Here is a 17794-nt window from a genome sequence, read left to right as displayed (position 1 = left end):
CTGCACGCCAGCGCCCTGTCGACGTCCCGCCGGATCGTCGACAGGGCGCTGGCGTGCAGGTCCTTGGTGCGCAGCATCGTGAAGCCGATGATCGCGGCGATGAAGCCGAGGATCGCGCTGAGCGTCATCGCGCCGTGGAAGGCGTTCATGAACGCGTCCTGCCCGGCGGCCAGTACCTTCTCGCGCAGCGGACCCGCGGCCTGGGCGACGGCGTCGAGGCCACCCGCGCTGATTCCGTGGGCGGCGCTCTCCGCCGCGTCGTCGCCGAGCTGCTTGCCGACGGCCGAGGAGGTGAAGTCCTGGGACACGGTGTGCTGGAAGTAGGCGCCGATGCCGGCGATGCCGACCGCGATGCCGACCTGCTGGAAGGTCTCGTTGATGCCGGACGCGACACCGGACTTGGCCGGTTCGGCGACCTCGATGGCCAGCGCGGCACGGGCCGGGTTGAAGGCGCCCATGCCGAGGCCGGAGATGACCAGCGCCGGGACGAGCACGGTCCAGGAGGAGTCGGCCTCGGTCAGGTTCAGGCACAGGATGCCGATGGCCATGACCAGGGTCGAGCCGCCCAGCAGGTAGCGGAAGGGCACCTTGCCGATGAGACCGCCGCCGAGCGCACCGGCCACGAACATCGCGCCGGTCAGCGGCAGGAACCGTAGACCTGTCCCCCACGCGTCCACGTGCAGCATGTTCTCCAGGTAGCTGGTCTCGAAGAACACCGAGGGCAGGGCGCCCGCGTTGCCGATCATGGCGACGAGGGAGATACCGACGAAGGTGGGGCTGCGGAAGAACGCCGGGTCGATCAGGGCGCGTTCGCCCAGCCGGCGCTCGATGGCGACGAAGACGACCAGGAAGACGACGCTCGCCGCGTAGAGGCCGAGCGTGTTGCCGCTGGTCCAACCCTCCACGGGGCCACGGATGGTGGCGTACACCAGGGCGCCGAGCGCGAGGCTGAAGGTGGCGAGGCCGGCCCAATCGGTGGGGTGGGCGCGCTTGTTGAGGGACTCGCGGACGCGCAGCGCGCCGATGAGGATGGCGAGCACGCCGACCGGAACGTTGATGTAGAAGATCCAGCGCCAGGACAGCGAGTTGATCAGCGAGCCGCCGATGAGCGGGCCGGTGGCCACGGCGAGACCGACGGCGGCGCCGAACGCGGTGAACGCGGTGGCCCGTTCCTTGCCGTGGAACTCATGGCTGAGCATCGCGGGTCCGACCGCGAACATGATGGCGGCGCCGACTCCCTGGATGGCCCGGAACCAGCTCAACTCCCCTGCTCCGTCGGCCAGTCCACAGGCCAGCGAGGCGACGGTGAAGATGGCGAAGCCGACCTGGAAGAGCTTCTTGCGGCCGATCCGGTCGGCGAGCGAGCCCGCCGCGACCAGGAAGATCGCCAGCGTGAGGGCGTAGGCGTCGAACACCCACTGCAGGTCGGCGAAGCTGCTGCCCAGGGACTTGTGGATCTGCGGCAGCGCGATGGAGACCACGCTGAGATCGAGCATCAGCATGAACGAGCCCAACGCCACGATCCCGAGTGTCCACCACCTTGTGGGAGAGGGTGCGCGTTCTGCGGACATGCGAGGACCTTCCAATCAACAGGAACTTTGGACCTTGGGATCTCTAGATGATGGAAATCTAGATGATTGGAAAGCCCGGAGTCAATGCCGCCACGGTCGATCACGGAGAACGAGTCACGCAGAGTGACCGTCGCAGGCGGCGACAAAGCCCGCGGCACCGGTCGGCACCACGGGCTTTGACGAATACGAGGCGGTTCTACGTCACGTCGGAGTTGTTCTACGTCAACTCACATGTGGACCACGTCAGTTGGTGGACGCGCTGCGTCAACTCGGAGCCGCGCCAGGTCAGTCCGAACAGACCGACGCGGGCCAGCGGCCGGCCATCAGCACGCCGAGCATCTTGCGCAGCACGGCCTGTTCCTCCTTCGAGAGGGCGCCGAAGAAGGCCGATTCGACCTCCGTGGCCACCCGGTCCGCCGTCGCGAGCGCCGCGCGGCCGGTCTCGGTGAGGATCAGGTTGTAGCGCCGACGGTCGGCGGGATTGCGGCGACGCTCGACATGCGCGTTGCTCTCCATCTCGTCGATCACCGTCACGACCGTGGTCGGATCGAGGTTGAGCAGCCGACTCAGGTCCTGCTGGGAGAGCTCCGGCCCACCGGCCAGCGCGGCCAGCACGAAGAAGTAGCGGATGCGCATCCCGACCGCGCCCAGCGCCTTCTCCACGTCCTCCACCAGCACCAGCCCCGCCTTGTGGAGCAGATAGCCGGGACGCTCGGCGATCAGGAAGTCCTTCCGGGGCGAGGCCCCGTTCTGCTCCACGGCGGCACTGCCGCTGCCACTGCTGCGCACCATGAGCCGGCTCCTTCGATCGTTGCAATCTCCACCATCGAAGATACAACGTTCCTCCGCGACCGAACCCCGGGCGGCCAGGGGAATCGACCCGGCCGCGAGCCGGCACCCCGAGGCTCCGGTCGCCGCGCCGAGATATCGGGGACACCCGGAATTCATCGGTCCGCCACTCCGGACAAGCCCCCGGATGTTAAGCCGACGCAAAATCCGACGGAATGGGTTCGTCCGCATCACGCGAAATGGAATGAGTCATTCTCCAGCGATCATCGAGGTCAGACACGCGGTGATCGATCACAGAACCGAACGTTCGAGTGAGAAAACAGAAACGCCGCGTGACCTGGCTCACGTGGCGCCAAGTAGCGCGCCTGCTACGCTCTCGAAGCGCCTGGCCAGAACATTGCTGTCTGCCACCGGGCCACATACGGGGAAGCACACGGGGACGAAACCGCGCTTTGCGCAACGGGGGTTTCAAAATGATTCAACTTTCGATCAGCTGTCCTATCAGGCAACGCTGACGACACGGCAAAGGCGCCCATCGGCGCAGGTCAGACACTAGACAACTGACTATTCCGCTCAGCGCTGCGCTTTTTGTACAGCCACGCTGTGCGCCCTTTTCGCCTGCATTCTTCATCGCGATGTGCACGCACGTGTGCCCATTCGGCACGTGCGCACCTCCGCTTTCAGGTCCGTTTATCGGGCAGGGCTTAACCTCATGCCACTGCCCTCTCAGGCATGGAATGGAAAGCTCATGGAAAGCTCAAATAAAGCGCAGAGCGCTGCCCTCGCGGAGGCTCTGGAGGGCTGGCTCGGTGACCCGGAAGTGGAATCCAACGCTTTGTCGTTCGCCGGGGCGCTGGCGCTCGACGAACGCGACGAGCTCCCCTCGGCCGGCATCGACCAGGTCCGCGCCTTCGGGTTCAACCGGTATTTCGTGCCCGAGCGGCTCGGCGGCGATCTCCGCTCCGCCGAGGACATCCTGATGCTGACCCGGGTGATCGCCCGCCGGGACATGAACGTCGCGGTGAGCGAGAGCACCCAGGTGTGGATGATGCTCGCCTGGATCGGCGGCGACGCCGAGCAGCAGGAGAAGTACGCGGCCACGGTGCTGCGCGGCGGGGTCGTCCCGTGTCTGGCCTACTCCGAGCCGGGGCACGGCGCCGACCTGGCCGCCAACCGGTTCACGGCAACCCCGGACGGCGACCAGTACGTCCTGTCCGGCGAGAAGTGGCCCATCAACCGGGGCCGTACCTCCACCCATGTCGTGCTGCTCGGCATCACGGGCGACGAGCGGACCCCGGCCAAGCGGCAGCAGTCCATGTTCCTGGTGGACCGCTCGCAGGTCGTCTCCGGCGAGGTGACCGGCGTCCCCCGCGTCCCGACCTACGGTCTGCGCGGCTGTGACATCAGCGGGGTCGCCTTCGACAACGTTCGCATCGAGGCCACGTCCCGGCTCGGCGCCGAGGGCGAGGGGCTCGAACTCGCCCTGCGCGGCCTGCTGATCACCCGCACCTTCTGCACCGGCCTCTCCCTGGGCACCGGCGACACCATGCTGCGGACCGTGGCGGACTTCCTCTCCGACCGGATCCTCTACGACGGTCCCGCGAACGAGATCCCGTACGTCACCGAGTCCCTGGCCAACGCGTACCTGAGCCTGCTGGTCGCGGAGTGCGAGAGCCTCGTGGCGATGCGCGGACTGCACCTGTACACCGAGCAGTTCAGCATCTGGGGGAACCTCGCGAAGGTGCAGGTGGCCCGGCTGGTCGACACCAACAGCAAGGTGCTGGCCCGCACGCTGGGCGCCCGCTACTTCCTGCGCGCCGCCGAACACGTGGGCACCTTCCAGAAGATGCTCCGCGACGGTGCCGTCGTCTCGGTCTTCGACGGCAGCGAGCCGGTCTGCCTGGACAGCCTCGCGCTCCAACTCCCCGCGCTGGCCAAGGCACATGGGCACGACGCGGACACGGACTGGCGTCCGCTGTACGACCTGCGGGCCGAGCTGCCCGTCTTCGCACCGCACCGGGTGAGCGTGTTCGGGCGTGGCCGCGACGCCACCTTCGCCAGCCTCCCCGCGCTGATCGAGCGCCTCGCCGAACTGGCGCCGTCCGACGGCCTCGACGAGGACCGGCTGACCGCACTGCGCGGCCAAGCCACCGAACTCCAGCAGGAGTTGGCGTCCCTGCTCGCCCGGGTGAACGAGATCCGGCGCTCGACGGCCGGCCAGCCCTCGCCCACGAAGACCGGCACGTCGACCAAGTCCACCGACCCCCGGCTGATCCGGGTGGCGGAGGAACTCAGCTCGCTGCACGCCAAGGTGGCCGCCCTCGGCGTCTGGCTGTTCAACCGGGACCACCTCGACGGGTTCTTCGCCGACGGCGAGTGGCTGCGGGCCGCGCTGGCCCGCCGCCAGGTCCACCAGTACGAGGCCGGCGACCTCGAACAGGCCACCGCCCAGCGGCTGTTCACCCGCATGAACGAGCAGCGCGCCGACCGCGAGTTCTTCTCGGTCCGCCCGGTGCGGATGGCCGAGCCCGGAGCCCGCGAGGCGGGCCGGGACGACGAAGCGTCCACGACCGCCGCCTGACCATCAACCCTGACCACCACCGCATACCGGCCGGAAGGTATTGATCTGCGATGAACACCACGACCAGCACCAGCACCCTGACGTTCGACGACGTGAAGAAGGTCCTCGTCTCGGCGGTCGCCGCCGAAGCGGGCGTCGCCCCCGAGGAGTTGGCGACCGACCGGCCCTTCACCGACTACGGCCTGGACTCCATGGCCGCGCTCTCCGTGGGCATGGAGATCGAGGACGTCTGCGGTCTCACCGACCCGCCGGTCGACCTGCTCTGGGACCACCCCACCGTGGACACCCTGGCCGAGGCGCTGTGGAAGCTGCTGAACACCGAGTCCCTCGCCGCCACCGCCGCAGCGGACGGTCAGCGATGACGACGACCACCTCGGTGAACGCCCAGCAGGCCGGCCTCTGGTTCATCCACGAGACCGACCCGGGGTGCTCCGCCTACCACATCGTGTTCGGCGCGGAAGTCACCGCCGACCCCGAACTCGGCACCCGACTCCACGACATCCTGCGGGACCTGACCCGCGAGCACGACGCCCTGCGGGTCGGCTTCCGCACCGGCCCCGAGGGTCCGGAGCAGTTCACGCAGGACGCCGTACCGCTCGACATCCGCCACACCGACGCACGGGAGACGGACCCGGAGGCGCTGCGCGACCTGGTCCGCACGGACAGCCGTACGCCCTTCGATCTGTCCCAACCTCCCTTGTGGCGCGTGCACTTGTACCGCACCGGTGAGCGCTCCTGGGTGTTCACCGTGGTGATGCACCACATCGCGGCCGACTTCTGGTCGCTGGCCCTGCTGCTCTCCGAGGTGCGCAGCCGGCTGGAGGGCACACCGAACCGGTTCACGCTCGACGGCGGCGCCTTCGCCGCGTACGCCGAGCGCCAACAGGCCTTCCTGGCCGGTGAGAACGCGCGGACCCTGCTCGACGCCGAGGCCAAGCGGTTGGCGGACATACCGCCCGCGCTGGATCTGTACGGCGACCGGACGCGCCCGCCCGTGCCGTCCTACGACGGCGGTTCGGCGCCCTTCGCGCTCTCCGTCACCGCGACGGAGGCGGTACGGCGGCTGGCGCGGGAGACCTCCTCGACGCCGTACACCGTGCTGCTGTCCGCGTACTTCGTGCTGCTGAGCCGGTTGAGCGGGCAGTCGGAGATCGTGGTCGGCACCCCGACCTCGGGGCGGCTGCACCGGCAGTTCCGGGACGCGCTCGGCAACTTCGTCAACACCGTGGTCGTACGCGGCGAGGTGGACGAGGAGTTGACGTACCGTCAGTCGCTGGCGGCCTCGCGGGAGCGGGTGTCGGAGGCGATGCGGGCGCAGGAGCTGCCCTTCCCCTGGCTGGTAAGGGAGTTGGCGCCGCCGCGCGATCCGAGCCGGACGCCGCTGTACCAGGCCGGTTTCGCCTGGGACCGGCTGCCGTTCCTCAACGACATGGACGCCTTCTTCCTCCTGGAGCCGGGCCCCGGCGCCGAGTTGGCGATCGCGGGCGCGACCCTGCGGCCGTATCCGCTGCCGCAGCAGGAGGGCCAGACCGATCTCTGGGTCGAGATGGGCGCGGAGCGCGACGGCGCCTTCGCGGGCGTGCTGCGCTACAACACCGACATCTTCGGGGCGGACACGGCACAGGAGGTGGCCGACGCCTTCGTCACCACGGTGGAGACGCTGGTCGACCGCCCGGACGAGCCGCTGCGCGACCTGCCGCGCGGTGACGAACGACAGCGGACGCGGCTCGCCGCGTGGGGTGCGGGGCCCGAACGCGCCCTGCCCGCCGCCCGGTTGCCGGAACTCTTCCGAGCGCAGGCGCACCGGACGCCCGACGCGGTCGCGCTGGTCGCGGGCGACGAGGAGTGGAGCTACGGCCGTCTCCTCACGGCGGTCGAGGAGATCGCGGCGGCGCTGCGGACGGCCGGGATCGCCCCGGGCGACCGGGTCGCGGTGATGGTGGACCGCGGTGCGCCGCTGGTGGCCGCGCTGCTGGGGGTGCTGGAGTCCGGGGCGGCGTACGTCCCGCTCGACCCCAACCTGCCCGCCGAGCGGCTGACCTACATGGCCGAGGACTCCCAGGCCCGGTTGCTGATCGGGCAAACCGGCCTGCAAGCAAGTCAGTTGACCGGGCTGCCGGTGCTGGACCTGGACGACCTGCCGGCCGGTGTCGCCCTCGGCCCCGCCCCGGCCACCGGCCCCGCCGACCTGGCGTACATCCTCTACACCTCGGGCTCCACCGGCCGCCCCAAGGGCGTGTCGATCCCGCATCACGCGCTGACGAACCTGCTGCTCTCGATGCGGGAGACCACCGGGTTCGGCGCGGCGGACAGTCTGCTCGCGGTCACCACGATCTCCTTCGACATCGCGGGACTCGAGCTCTATCTGCCGCTGCTGGCCGGGGGCCGGGTCGTCGTGTGCGACAGCGGTACGGCCGCCGACGGTGCCGCGCTCGCGGTGCGGATCGAGGAGTCCGGTGCCACCTGGATGCAGGCGACGCCCACCTCGTGGCGGATGCTGCGCGACGCCGGCTGGACGGGCGCGCCGCGCCTGAACGTGCTGTGCGGCGGGGAGGAACTCCCCCTGGATCTGGCCGAGTTCCTGTCCTCGCGGGTGGCGAGCCTGCGCAATGTGTACGGGCCGACCGAGACGACCATCTGGTCCACGGCGGGTGTGGTGGAGCCCGCGTCGGGCATCGACATCGGCGCTCCGCTCGACAACACACAGCTCTACGTCCTCGATCCGCAGGGCCGTGTCGTGGAGCCCAGCTTCCCGGGCGAGTTGTGGATCGGCGGTGACGGTCTGGCCGTCGGGTACTGGGAGCGGCCGGAGTTGACCGAGGAGCGGTTCGTGACCGGGCTTCCGGCCGCACCGACTCGGCGGCTGTACCGCACGGGCGACCGGGCGCGCTGGAGCAGCGCGGGGCGGCTGCTGCACCACGGGCGGCTGGACAACCAGGTCAAGCTGCGCGGCTACCGCATCGAACTCTCCGAGGTCGAGACCGTCCTGGAAGCGGTCGACGGCGTCTCCACGGCCGTCGTCGTGGTCCGCGAGGATCGGCTTGTCGCCTATCTACTCGCGGAGAACGGCGCCGAGTTGAAGGCGTCCGAGGTCAGGTCGGCAGCGGGGGTGTCCCTGCCGCCGTACATGGTGCCCGGCATCGTGATGGTGCTGGACGAGCTGCCGCTGACGGCGAACAAGAAGATCGACCGCAACCGGCTGCCGGAGCCCGTGGTCGCCTCGGACGCCGGGTTCGAGAAGCCGCGCGACGCCACCGAGATCACCCTCGCGCGGATGTGGACCGAGATCCTGGGCCTGTCCCAGGTCGGCATCCACGACCACTTCTTCGACGTGGGCGGCCACTCGCTGCTCGCGGTGCGGCTCAGTTCCGCGATCCGTGCCGAGTGGGACGTGGAGATCCCGATCTCCGTGATGCTCGGCCGACAGGGCACCGTCGCCGAACTCGCCGCGATCGTCCGCTCCGGCGGCCAGGAGACCGCGCGCGGCCCGCTGGTCGTGCTGCGCGAGGGCGAGCCGGACCGGCGCCCGGTGTTCCTGTTCCACCCCTTCGGCGGCACCGTCTTCTGCTACGTCGAGCTGACCCGCCATCTCCCGCCGGGCAGGCCGGTGCTGGCGATCGAGGCGCCCGGCATCCAGAACGAGGGCGAGGCCGAGATCAGCGTGGAAGCCATGGCCACCCGCTACATCGAACTCCTCCGGGAGGTACAGCCCAACGGCCCGTACGCACTGGGCGGTTGGTGCTTCGGCGGGGTCATCTCCTACGAGGTGGCCGGTCAACTGCGCGCCGAGGGCGAGGAGATCGAGTTCGTCATCGGCATCGACAGCCGGGCGCCGATCGAGGAGAACATCCCGGAGTCCGCGGACGACTCCACGATCCTGTCCTGGTTCGCCCGCGACCTCGCCGTACCCGCCGGAAAGACGCTGGACATCCCGGCGGACGAACTGCGGGCCCTCGGTGGCGACGCCGCGTTCGACCACATCCTCCACCAGGCCGCCGCGATAGGGGTCTTGGCCGAGGACGCGGACCGCGCGACGATCCTGCGCTACTTCGAGGCCTACCTCGCCAACGGCATCGCCCTCCAGACCTACCTCCCCGAACCCGCCGAACTCGACCTGGTGCTGCTGCGCGCGGCCGACGAGGAGGCCGACTACGGCCCCCAGCTCGGCTGGGAGGCCCTGATCAAGGGCGAGTTGCGGGTCATCGACGTCTCCGGGGACCACAACTCGGTGATGTACCCGCCGTACGCGGAGTTGGCGGCCCGCGCCATCGCCCCCCACATGGAAGGACCGACCGACGATGTCCAAGGCTGAACAGGTCAAGGCCGAGTACGCGTTCCACCTCCCGGTACCGCCCGACGAGGCGTTCGCCCTGATCTCCGACCCCGTCCAGGACCCGGTGTGGCAGGCGGCCTGCGTGGACGTGACGCTGCTGAACGGTGAGGCACGGCCCGGCGGGCAGTACGAGATCACGTTCCAGCTGATCGGCAAGCGGATGCAGTTCACCGTGGAGATCAGCGAGTTCGAGCCCGGCCGGCGCTCGAGGTTCCACACCCTCCAGGGGCCGTTCCACTACGTCGGCACCTACGAGTACACCGAGCGCGAGGACGGCACCACCACCGTGGACTGGACGTTCGAGGTGGAGCCCGGGGACTACTTCGGGATCATGCCGAAGTCCCTGCTGCGCAAGGTGCTCGTGAACTCGGTCAAGAAGGACTCCGGAAAGCTCGCCGCACAGCTCGGACAGGGAGCGCGCAACCGATGAAGAACCGTCAGGAAGAGAACCACAAGGTCGTCGTCACCGGTCTCGGCGAGACCACCCCGCTCGGCGGGAGCGTCGCCACCACCTGGGACGCGATGCTGCGCGGCGAGAGCGGCCTCACGCTGCTGGAGGACGAGAGCTGGGCCAAGGACCTGCCGCCGCTGCTCGGCGGCCGGGCAAAGGTGGACCCGGGTACGGGACTTGACCACCAGCAGCGCCGACGCCTCAGCCGTTCCGCCCAGTTCGCGATGGTCGCGGCGGCGGAGGCATGGGCCGACGCGGGTCTCGACAACGGCTCCGCGACGCCGAGCCGGGTGGCCGTCGCCGTGTCCGCCGCCCTCGGCGACATGACCTCGATCATCGACGGCTGGGAGACCCTGAAGGCCCGGGGCTGGCGGCGCGTGCCGCCCATGACCGTCCCGATGTCGATGGGCAACGGCTCGGCGGCGGCCGTAGCACTGCTGGTGAACGCGCGCCTCGGCGTGCACGCCACCGTCAACGCCTGCTCCTCCGGGACCCAGGCCCTGGTCACCGCGGCGGAGTTGATCCGGCGCGGGGACGCGGACATCGTGGTGGCGGGTGGCGCGGAGGCGCCCCTGCACCCCATGGTGCTGTCCTCGTTCGCGGCCATGCGGGCGCTGTCGCAGCGCTTCGACGACCCCGCGTCCGCCTGCCGTCCCTACGACACGGAGCGCGACGGGATGGTCCTCGGCGAGGGCGCCGGCATCCTCGTCCTCGAATCGGAACGGCACGCACGCGAGCGCGGCGCGCGGATCTACGCCGAGCTGGCGGGAGTCGGCATCACCTCGGACGCCTATCACATGGTCCAGCCCGAGCCGAACGGCACCGGCACCGCCGCGGCCGTCCGCGCCTCCCTCGCCGACGCGGACGTGACCCCCGCGGAGGTCGCCCACTTCAACGCGAACGGCACCGCGACCGCGCCCGGCGACACGGCCGAAGCCCGCGCGGTGATGGCCGTGTTCGGCGACGCGGACCAGGGCCCGGCGGTCTCCGCGAACAAGTCGATGACCGGGCACAGCCTCGGCGGGGCGGGCGCGATCGAGTCGATCACCACCGTCCTCGCGCTCCACCACGGTCTGGTACCGCCGACCCGCAACTTCACCCGCCTCGACGAGGGACTCTCCGTCGACGTGGTGCACGGCACCCCGCGCAAGCTCGGCCCCGAGCAGATTGTCGCGGTGAAGAACTCGGCCGGGTTCGGCGGCCACAACGTGGCCCTGACCTTCCGCGCCGAGAAGGGCAAGTGACGTGTCGTCAACTCTGGAGGCCCACAAGCCGGTTCGCACCACAACACCCACCGCGAGCGCTCGCACCGGGCACCGTCACGCCTCCCTCACCGTCCGGGGCAAGGACCGCCCGGGCATCGTCGCGGCCGTCGGCGCGGTGCTCGGTGAGCACGGCGCGAACATCGTGTCCCTGGACCAGTACTCCGACAATCCGCAGGGCGGCGCCTTCTTCCAGCGCACCGTGTTCGGCCACGACCACCTCGGGGCGGCGCTCCCGGCGATCGAGGACGGACTGCGGCAACGGCTCGCCGGGGACTTCGCGTTGGAGTTCACGCTGCGGGATCTGTCGGTGCCCCAGCGGGTGGCGGTCTTCGCCTCGAAGTCCGACCACTGTCTGCTGGACCTGCTGTGGCGACACCGGCGCGGTCAACTCCCCGTCACCGTCGCCATGGTGATCTCCAACCACCCGGACACGGCGGAGGAGGTGCGCTCGTTCGGCATCCCCTTCTTTCACGTGCCGTCCTCGGGACCCGACAAGTCGGCGGCGGAAGCAGAGCAGTTGAGGCTGCTGCGGGGCAACGTCGACTTCGTCGTCCTGGCCCGCTACATGCAGATCCTCTCCGGGGACTTCATCAAGCGGCTCGACGTGCCGATCATCAACATCCACCACTCCTTCCTGCCGGCCTTCATCGGCGCGGGTCCCTACGCCAAGGCGAAGGAACGCGGGGTGAAACTCGTCGGCGCCACCGCCCACTACGTCACCGAGAACCTCGACGAGGGCCCGATCATCGAGCAGGACGTGGTCCGGGTCAGCCACGCGGACAGCGCCGCCGAGCTGCAACGACGCGGCGCGGACGTGGAACGGGCGGTCCTCACCCGGGCCGTGCAGTGGCACGGCGAGGACCGCGTGCTCCGCCACGGCAACCACACGATCGTCTTCGCATGACCGGCCCACGGACAGAAACCCGACGGACAGCAACCCGACGGACAGCAACCCGGCGGACAGCAACAGGAACGGGAACAGAAAGGAGCGCACGACGATGACCCACCCCAGAGACACGGACGTCCTCGTGACCGGCCTCGGTGCCATGACCCCGCTCGGCGGAACGGCTCCCGACTCATGGCAGGGCCTGCTCGACGGACGTTCCGGCGTGCGCACCCTGCATGACGAACACGGCTCCTGGCCCCAGGAGTTACCGGTCAGCATCGCGGGCACCGTGACCGCCGACCCGGCCGAGATCCTCGGCCGGGTGCAGGCCCGCAAACTGGACCGGGGCGAGCAACTGGCCGTAGCGGCCGCCCGGGAGGCCTTCGAGGACGCGGGCCGGCCACCGGTCGAACCCGAGCGGCTGGCCGTGGTCGTCGGCACCGGCATCGGGGGCGTGCTCAGCACGCTCGGCCAGAACGAGGTCTACGAGCGGTCGGGCATGCGGAAGTTGTCCTCGTACGCCGTGCCGATGCTGATGCCGAACGGCCCGGCGGCCTGGGTCAGCATCGACCTCGGCGCCCGGGCGGGCGCCCGCTCGCCGGCCAGCGCCTGTGCCTCGGGCGCCGAGTCGATCGCCCTGGCGCTGGACCTGATCCGCCTCGGCCGCGCCGATGTGGTGGTGGCCGGGGGCACCGAGGCGAGTCTGCATCCGCTCATGGTCGCCGCGTTCGGGCAGATGAAGGCGCTCTCCCGGCGGGAGGGCGACCCGGCCGCCGTGTCCCGGCCCTTCGACGCGGGCCGCGACGGGTTCGTGATCGCCGAGGGCGCGGCCGTACTGGTCCTGGAACGCGCCGAGTTCGCCCGCGCCCGGGGCGCCCGTGTCTACGGCGCGTTGGCGGGCGCGGCCGTCACCTCCAGCGCCCGGCACATCTCGGCGTCGGACACCGAGGGGCAGGTCCTCGCGATCCAAGGGGCCCTGCGGGACGCGGAGTTGACGCCTGTCGACATCGGCCATGTGCACGCCCACGCCACCTCGACCCCGGGCGGCGACCTCGCGGAGGCCGACGCGGTGGCGAAGGCGCTGGGCACGCATCCGGTGGTGACCGCGACCAAGTCGATGACGGGCCACATGCTGGGCGCGAGTGGGGCGTTCGGCGCGATGTCGGCCCTGCTCTCGCTGCGCCACGGGGTGGTCCCGGCCACCCGCAACCTCGACGCGCTCGACCCGCAGATCCAGCTGGACGTGGTCAACGGCGAGAACCGCGAGGGCAGTTGGGACGCGGCGTTGGCCAACTCCTTCGGCTTCGGCGGCCACAACGTCAGCCTGGTCCTGAAGCGGGCGTCATGAACCGGGAGATGACCACGCAGACGCCGACGATCGGCGTGCTGGGCACGGGCGCCATCGCCGTCGCACTCGCGACGATGTTCGCCCGTGCCGGGCACGAGGTACGCGCCGGCGGGCCCTACGAACAGGTCGTGGCGGAGTCCACGGTCGTGATCCCCACCGTGCTGGGCGTCGAGGGAGCGGTGCAGCAACTCCGGCCCTGGCGCGGCCGGTTGGGTGGGAAGATCCTGGTGGACATCACCAACCCGTTCACCGGCGGCCATGTCGACTTCGTGGGCCCCTGGGCCACCGGCAACACGGCGGACCTGGCCGTCGCGTTCCCCGAGGCGCGGTTGGTGGGCGCCTTCAAGAACGTGTGGTGGGAGGGGTTCGACGGCACCCCCGACCCGTCCGTCCAGGACATCCACGTCATCTCCGACGACCTGGAGGCGAAGCGGACGTTCCTGGGGCTGTGCGCGGCGACGCCCTTCACCTGTGTCGACGGAGGCGGGCTGGACCAGGCTCGCCGGGTGGAGCGGATGGCGCTGCGCGGGGTGGGGTCGGCGGGAGTGTTCGCAGAGGCACATCCCGCCGCCGCATAAGGCGGGACCACCGCCGTATGAGGCGGGCCGGAGGCGGGCAGTGATCATGGCGTCGTCCCAGCACCGTGAAGGGATTCACCGTGACCGTCGCGCCTCCCCCCATACCCAGGGCCGCGGGTTCGCTGCCGCTCCTGGGCCACGCGATCCCCCTCCTCCGCGACAACCTCGGCTTCGTCGCCGCCCTGCGCGGCTACGGCCCGCTCGTCGAGATCCGGCTCCAGCCCGGCCAGTCCACCGTCGTCGTCAACGACCCGCCGCTGATCCGGGCCATGCTGGTCGATCTCGCCCCCACCCTCGACAAGGGCCGGTTCTTCGAAAAGATGGGCCAGTTGCTCGGTGACAGCGTCGTCACCGCGGCGGGCACCGAGCATGTGCGCAAGCGGCGCCAGCTCCAACCCGCGTTCCGGCACGCCGAGATCACCCGGTACGTCGACATCATGCGCGACCGGGTCACCGCCGCCGTCAGCGACTGGCGGCCCGGCGAGGTGCTCGACGTGCGGGAAGCGATGGTCCGGCTCTCCCTCGACATGCTGGCCGCGACCGTGTTCTCCGGCAGCATCGACGACGAGGCCTTCCGGCGGCTCCGCGAGGACCTGTCGGTGGTGATGAACGGCGTGGGCGCCCGCATCATGCTGCCCGACTGGGTGGAAAGGCTTCCGCTGCCCGCCAACCGCCGCTTCACCGCGGCCCGGGACGCCGTCCGCGCGACCATCGACACGGCCGTCGCGGAACTGCGCGCCGCCGACCGGGACACCGGCGACATGCTGTCCCTGCTGCTGCGGGCCACCGACGAGGAGACCGGCCGGCCGCCGACCGCGCACCGGATCTGCTCCGAGATCCTCACCCTGGCCGTCGCCGGCACGGAGACCACCGCGTCGGTCCTGTCCTGGGTGCTGTACGAACTCGCCCGCGATCCCGCGATCGACGCCCGCGTCCGGGAAGAGCTGGACACCGTCCTCGGCGACCGCCCGGTCACCTTCGACGACCTGTCCCGACTCCCGTACCTGGCAAGGGTGATCCGCGAGACGCTACGACTGCACCACACGGGCTGGCTGGTCACCCGCCGTACGCTCACCGCGACCCGGCTGGGGGCCTGGGAGATCCCGGCCGGCACCGAGCTGGCGTACTGCCAGCACGCGTTGCACCGCGATCCGGCCCACTTCCCCGATCCGCTCGTCTTCGACCCCGACCGCTGGCTGGAGGACAGCCGGCGGCGTCCTGCGTCCCGGCTTCCCGAGGAAACGTTCCCGCCGTCTGGAGAAACGTTCCTGCCGTTCGGTGCGGGCAAGCACAAATGCATCGGCGACCGCTTCGCGCTGGCCGAGATCACCACCGCGATCGCCACCCTGACCCGCGCCTGGCACCTCGACCTCACCACCGACCGGCCGATCCGCCCGGTGGCGCGCGCGACGGTCCGCCCCAGCACCCTGCGGATGACTCCCCGGCGACGGAATCCGGCCGTTTCCGCACTGGAGTAACGTTGGCATTACCGAGCGCACCTCGCACGCCGTCAGCCGTTTCGGCGTCGCCCTCGGGGAACGGCAACGCCGGAGCACCTCGTGTCCGGCCGGAAATGAGCCGCCCCACATGAGCCTGATGAGTCTCGGAGTACTCCACTCCTCCCGCAAGGAGAACGAGTTCCGTCTGCCGCTGCACCCCCGCCACCTCGACCGGATCGCCCCGGACATCCGGGAGCGAATCTTCCTCGAACAGGGCTACGGCGAACGGTTCGGGATCGCCGACGAGGCACTGCGCCCCCTCGTCGGCGGCCTCCGTTCCCGTGAGCGCCTGGTCGCGGAGTGCGACATCATGCTGCTGCCCAAGCCCCTGCACGCCGACCTCGCCGAGCTGCGCGAGGGCCAGGTGCTGTGGGGCTGGCCGCACTGTGTGCAGGACGAGAAGACGACACAGCTCGGCATCGACCGACGGCTGACCCTGATCGCCTGGGAGGCCATGAACCACTGGACCTCCACGGGCGCCTTCAGCGTCCACGTGTTCCACAAGAACAACGAGCTGGCCGGCTACTGCTCGGTGCTGCACGCCCTCCAGCTCGGCGGACTGACCGGGAGCTACGGCCGTCGGCTGCGCGCGGTGGTCATCAGCTTCGGCGCCACGGCACGCGGCGCGGTCACCGGCCTCGGCGCGATGGGCGTCTCCGACGTCACGGTGCTCACCCAGCGCGCCGCCGCGGCCGTGGCCTCGCCGATGCCGTCGGTCGTGATGGGCCACTTCCAGGAGCAGGAGGACGACCCCACCCGCCTGGAGGCCGTCACCGGGCTCGGGCCGGTGCCGCTCGCGCAGTACCTGGCCGGGTTCGACATCGTCGTGAACTGCGTCCTCCAGGACACCGACGCGCCGCTCATGTTCGTCAACAACGAGGAACTCGCGCTGTTCCAGCCGGGGACCTTCTTCATCGACGTCGCCTGCGACGAGGGCATGGGCTTCGCCTGGGCCCGGCCGAGCGGCTTCGAGGACCCGATGGCCACGGTCGGTCCGGGCTGCCACTACTACGCGGTCGACCACAGCCCGTCCCATCTGTGGAACTCGGCCACCTGGGAGATCAGCGAGGCGCTGCTGCCGTATCTGCGGACGGTCATGGGCGGCCCCACCGCGTGGGACGGCGACGTCACCGTACGGAAGGCCATCGAGATCCGGGACGGTGTCGTCCAGAACCCGAAGATCCTCTCCTTCCAGCACCGGTCGGCCGCCTACCCGCACAGCCCCGAGGCCCGAAGGTCCGAGAGTCATGGGGTAAGGCGGCCTGACGGCAGGGAAGTCGAGGGACCGGTGGTCGTCTAACCCCGGCTGACCCCGGTGGCCACCGCGTGGCCGATGAAGAGATAGACAAGGGCGGGCAGGCCGTAGTTGACCACGGTGCGCCAGTCCGCCGAGTGGATGGTGAACAGGTTGTGCGACCAGCCCGACAGCCAGTTGGCCGCGTCGTGGACCCAGTCGACCGAGCTGTTCGCGCCGTTGGCGTTGAACAGATAGAGGGCGATCCACAGGATCAGGATCAGTGCCGCGATATCCGCGATGACGGAGATGACCGTCCCCGCGGGGCTTCCGCCGTAGCGTCTGGACATGTACAACGGATGGCCCCGAACGCCGAGTTGAAACCTCTCGGCGTCCGGAGCCGTCAGCGGCGGGCCAGTTGGCGCTCGCCGCCGGCGCCGGGGCGGTAGGGCAGGCCGTAGTGCTTGAAGATCCCTGCCTCCTGGTCGGCGGGGAGGACGTCGTCGGTGCCGATCGACGGGGCCTCCTTCACCAGCGCCTTGGCGTAGCCGACCTTGACGTAGTCCGGGCCTACGACGGCGTCGTCCAGGGGGACGAAGACGAGCCGGTGCCGCGTGGGCAGTCCGATGCGGACCGTGGCCATGGCCGGTTCATCGGTGGCGGTGTCGACGTAGACGGCCTCCAGGACACCGATCTTGTGCGCATCGGGGTCCACGACGGCACACTCACGCCACTCCCGCACATCCGCTGGGTGAATCATGGCCCTCTCCTTCTGTACGGTTCTCGTGCTCCGGGTACCCCCCATCGGAGCCGTCACCCCAGGTCCGCCCCAGCGCGGCAACCGCAGGGAAAGGGAAAGACGACCATCGACTCCACCCTCGTCCGCCGACTTCTCACCACACAGTTCCCGCACTGGTCCCAACTCCCCCTGACCCTCCTGGAACCCGCCGGTTCGGACCACGTGATCCACCGGCTCGGCGACACCATGTCCGTACGGCTCCCCCGCAGCGACTGGGCGGACGGCGAGGCCGCCAAGGAACACACCTGGCTCCCCCACCTCGCACCCCACCTGCCGCTCGCCGTACCGGAACCACTGGCCCTCGGCACCCCCGCCTGCGGCTACGCCTGGCACTGGTCCATCACCCGCTGGCTGAACGGCACGACGCCCACCGCCGACTGCCTCACGGACCCCGATCTGACAGCCCGTCAATTGGCGGACTGCAACGACCGTAGAAAGTCCGCCAATTGACGGGCTGTCA

General features: G+C 70.1%; 15 protein-coding genes. 11 read left to right on the top strand and 4 right to left on the bottom strand.

Going from position 1 to position 17794, the window contains the following annotated elements; genetic code table 11:
• Together JHN63_RS45770 and JHN63_RS45765 are read right to left on the bottom strand one after the other, a co-directional pair.
• Positions 1-1520: MFS transporter (locus tag JHN63_RS45770; RefSeq protein WP_307782146.1), on the bottom strand; the 1520-nt coding region annotated here is incomplete at its 3' end.
• Positions 1521-1856: 336 nt separating this feature from the next.
• Positions 1857-2363 (bottom strand): MarR family winged helix-turn-helix transcriptional regulator, encoded by a 507-nt coding sequence (locus JHN63_RS45765; protein ID WP_200691052.1) that lies wholly within the window; start codon positions 2361-2363, stop codon positions 1857-1859.
• Between the two features lie 745 nt (positions 2364-3108).
• On the opposite strand from JHN63_RS45765, the gene JHN63_RS45760 reads away from it, so the two are divergent.
• From JHN63_RS45760 to JHN63_RS45715, 10 genes are all read left to right on the top strand, one after another.
• The gene (locus tag JHN63_RS45760; protein WP_200691051.1) at positions 3109-4941 is read left to right on the top strand and encodes an acyl-CoA dehydrogenase; all 1833 of its coding nucleotides are present in this window, start codon (positions 3109-3111) and stop codon (positions 4939-4941) included.
• Between the two features lie 50 nt (positions 4942-4991).
• Entirely contained in the window at positions 4992-5303 is a 312-nt protein-coding gene (locus tag JHN63_RS45755; RefSeq protein ID WP_200691050.1) for an acyl carrier protein, read from the top strand.
• Positions 5300-9253, top strand: coding sequence for an amino acid adenylation domain-containing protein (locus JHN63_RS45750; protein WP_200691049.1), 3954 nt, complete (start codon positions 5300-5302; stop codon positions 9251-9253). The genes JHN63_RS45755 and JHN63_RS45750 overlap by 4 nt, the downstream gene beginning before the upstream one ends.
• Entirely contained in the window at positions 9240-9704 is a 465-nt protein-coding gene (locus JHN63_RS45745; RefSeq protein WP_200691048.1) for an SRPBCC family protein, read from the top strand. The genes JHN63_RS45750 and JHN63_RS45745 overlap by 14 nt, the downstream gene beginning before the upstream one ends.
• Positions 9701-10969 carry a beta-ketoacyl synthase gene (locus JHN63_RS45740; protein WP_200691047.1) on the top strand — a complete coding sequence of 423 codons (1269 nt, stop codon included), beginning with the start codon at positions 9701-9703 and terminating at the stop codon, positions 10967-10969. Before JHN63_RS45745 ends, JHN63_RS45740 begins: the two co-directional genes overlap by 4 nt.
• A 1-nt stretch (position 10970) precedes the next feature.
• Entirely contained in the window at positions 10971-11894 is a 924-nt protein-coding gene (gene purU, locus JHN63_RS45735) for a formyltetrahydrofolate deformylase (RefSeq protein ID WP_307782145.1), read from the top strand.
• Between the two features lie 94 nt (positions 11895-11988).
• Positions 11989-13224, top strand: coding sequence for a beta-ketoacyl synthase (locus JHN63_RS45730; protein WP_200691046.1), 1236 nt, complete (start codon positions 11989-11991; stop codon positions 13222-13224).
• A gap of 8 nt (positions 13225-13232) precedes the next feature.
• Positions 13233-13802 carry an NADPH-dependent F420 reductase gene (locus JHN63_RS45725; RefSeq protein ID WP_200691045.1) on the top strand — a complete coding sequence of 190 codons (570 nt, stop codon included), beginning with the start codon at positions 13233-13235 and terminating at the stop codon, positions 13800-13802.
• 80 nt (positions 13803-13882) lie between these two features.
• Positions 13883-15280 carry a cytochrome P450 gene (locus tag JHN63_RS45720; protein ID WP_200691044.1) on the top strand — a complete coding sequence of 466 codons (1398 nt, stop codon included), beginning with the start codon at positions 13883-13885 and terminating at the stop codon, positions 15278-15280.
• A 109-nt stretch (positions 15281-15389) separates the two neighbouring features.
• Positions 15390-16601, top strand: a complete 1212-nt coding sequence (locus JHN63_RS45715) for a N(5)-(carboxyethyl)ornithine synthase (RefSeq protein ID WP_200691043.1) — start codon at positions 15390-15392, stop codon at positions 16599-16601.
• Here JHN63_RS45715 and JHN63_RS45710 read toward each other — a convergent pair.
• The gene (locus tag JHN63_RS45710) at positions 16598-16885 is read right to left on the bottom strand and encodes a hypothetical protein (RefSeq protein ID WP_200691042.1); all 288 of its coding nucleotides are present in this window, start codon (positions 16883-16885) and stop codon (positions 16598-16600) included. The genes JHN63_RS45715 and JHN63_RS45710 overlap by 4 nt on opposite strands.
• Positions 16886-16938: 53 nt before the next feature.
• Complete coding sequence (locus JHN63_RS45705; protein WP_200691041.1) at positions 16939-17295, bottom strand: PRC-barrel domain-containing protein; 357 nt, start codon at positions 17293-17295, stop codon at positions 16939-16941.
• Positions 17296-17496: 201 nt separating this feature from the next.
• Between JHN63_RS45705 and JHN63_RS53465 the strand changes: the two genes are divergently transcribed.
• Entirely contained in the window at positions 17497-17784 is a 288-nt protein-coding gene (locus tag JHN63_RS53465; protein WP_374223006.1) for a phosphotransferase, read from the top strand.
• Positions 17785-17794: the final 10 nt, after the last annotated feature.

It is taken from the genome of Streptomyces sp. MBT65 (assembly GCF_016612545.1).
Lineage (GTDB): Bacteria > Actinomycetota > Actinomycetes > Streptomycetales > Streptomycetaceae > Streptomyces.
Note: the sequence above shows the minus strand (reverse complement) of the source record. Positions and strands in the feature narration are given on the sequence as shown.

Excerpts from the sequence above, each read along its gene's own strand:
- JHN63_RS45765 (WP_200691052.1), bottom strand. The coding sequence starts at position 2,363 with ATGGTGCGCAGCAGTGGCAGCGGCAGTGCCGCCGTGGAGCAGAACGGG.
- JHN63_RS45750 (WP_200691049.1), top strand. The coding sequence starts at position 5,300 with ATGACGACGACCACCTCGGTGAACGCCCAGCAGGCCGGCCTCTGGTTC.
- JHN63_RS45755 (WP_200691050.1), top strand. The coding sequence starts at position 4,992 with ATGAACACCACGACCAGCACCAGCACCCTGACGTTCGACGACGTGAAG.
- JHN63_RS45760 (WP_200691051.1), top strand. The coding sequence starts at position 3,109 with ATGGAAAGCTCAAATAAAGCGCAGAGCGCTGCCCTCGCGGAGGCTCTG.
- JHN63_RS45725 (WP_200691045.1), top strand. The coding sequence starts at position 13,233 with ATGACCACGCAGACGCCGACGATCGGCGTGCTGGGCACGGGCGCCATC.
- JHN63_RS45705 (WP_200691041.1), bottom strand. The coding sequence starts at position 17,295 with ATGATTCACCCAGCGGATGTGCGGGAGTGGCGTGAGTGTGCCGTCGTG.
- JHN63_RS45730 (WP_200691046.1), top strand. The coding sequence starts at position 11,989 with ATGACCCACCCCAGAGACACGGACGTCCTCGTGACCGGCCTCGGTGCC.
- JHN63_RS45745 (WP_200691048.1), top strand. The coding sequence starts at position 9,240 with ATGTCCAAGGCTGAACAGGTCAAGGCCGAGTACGCGTTCCACCTCCCG.
- JHN63_RS45715 (WP_200691043.1), top strand. The coding sequence starts at position 15,390 with ATGAGCCTGATGAGTCTCGGAGTACTCCACTCCTCCCGCAAGGAGAAC.
- JHN63_RS45710 (WP_200691042.1), bottom strand. The coding sequence starts at position 16,885 with ATGTCCAGACGCTACGGCGGAAGCCCCGCGGGGACGGTCATCTCCGTC.
- JHN63_RS45740 (WP_200691047.1), top strand. The coding sequence starts at position 9,701 with ATGAAGAACCGTCAGGAAGAGAACCACAAGGTCGTCGTCACCGGTCTC.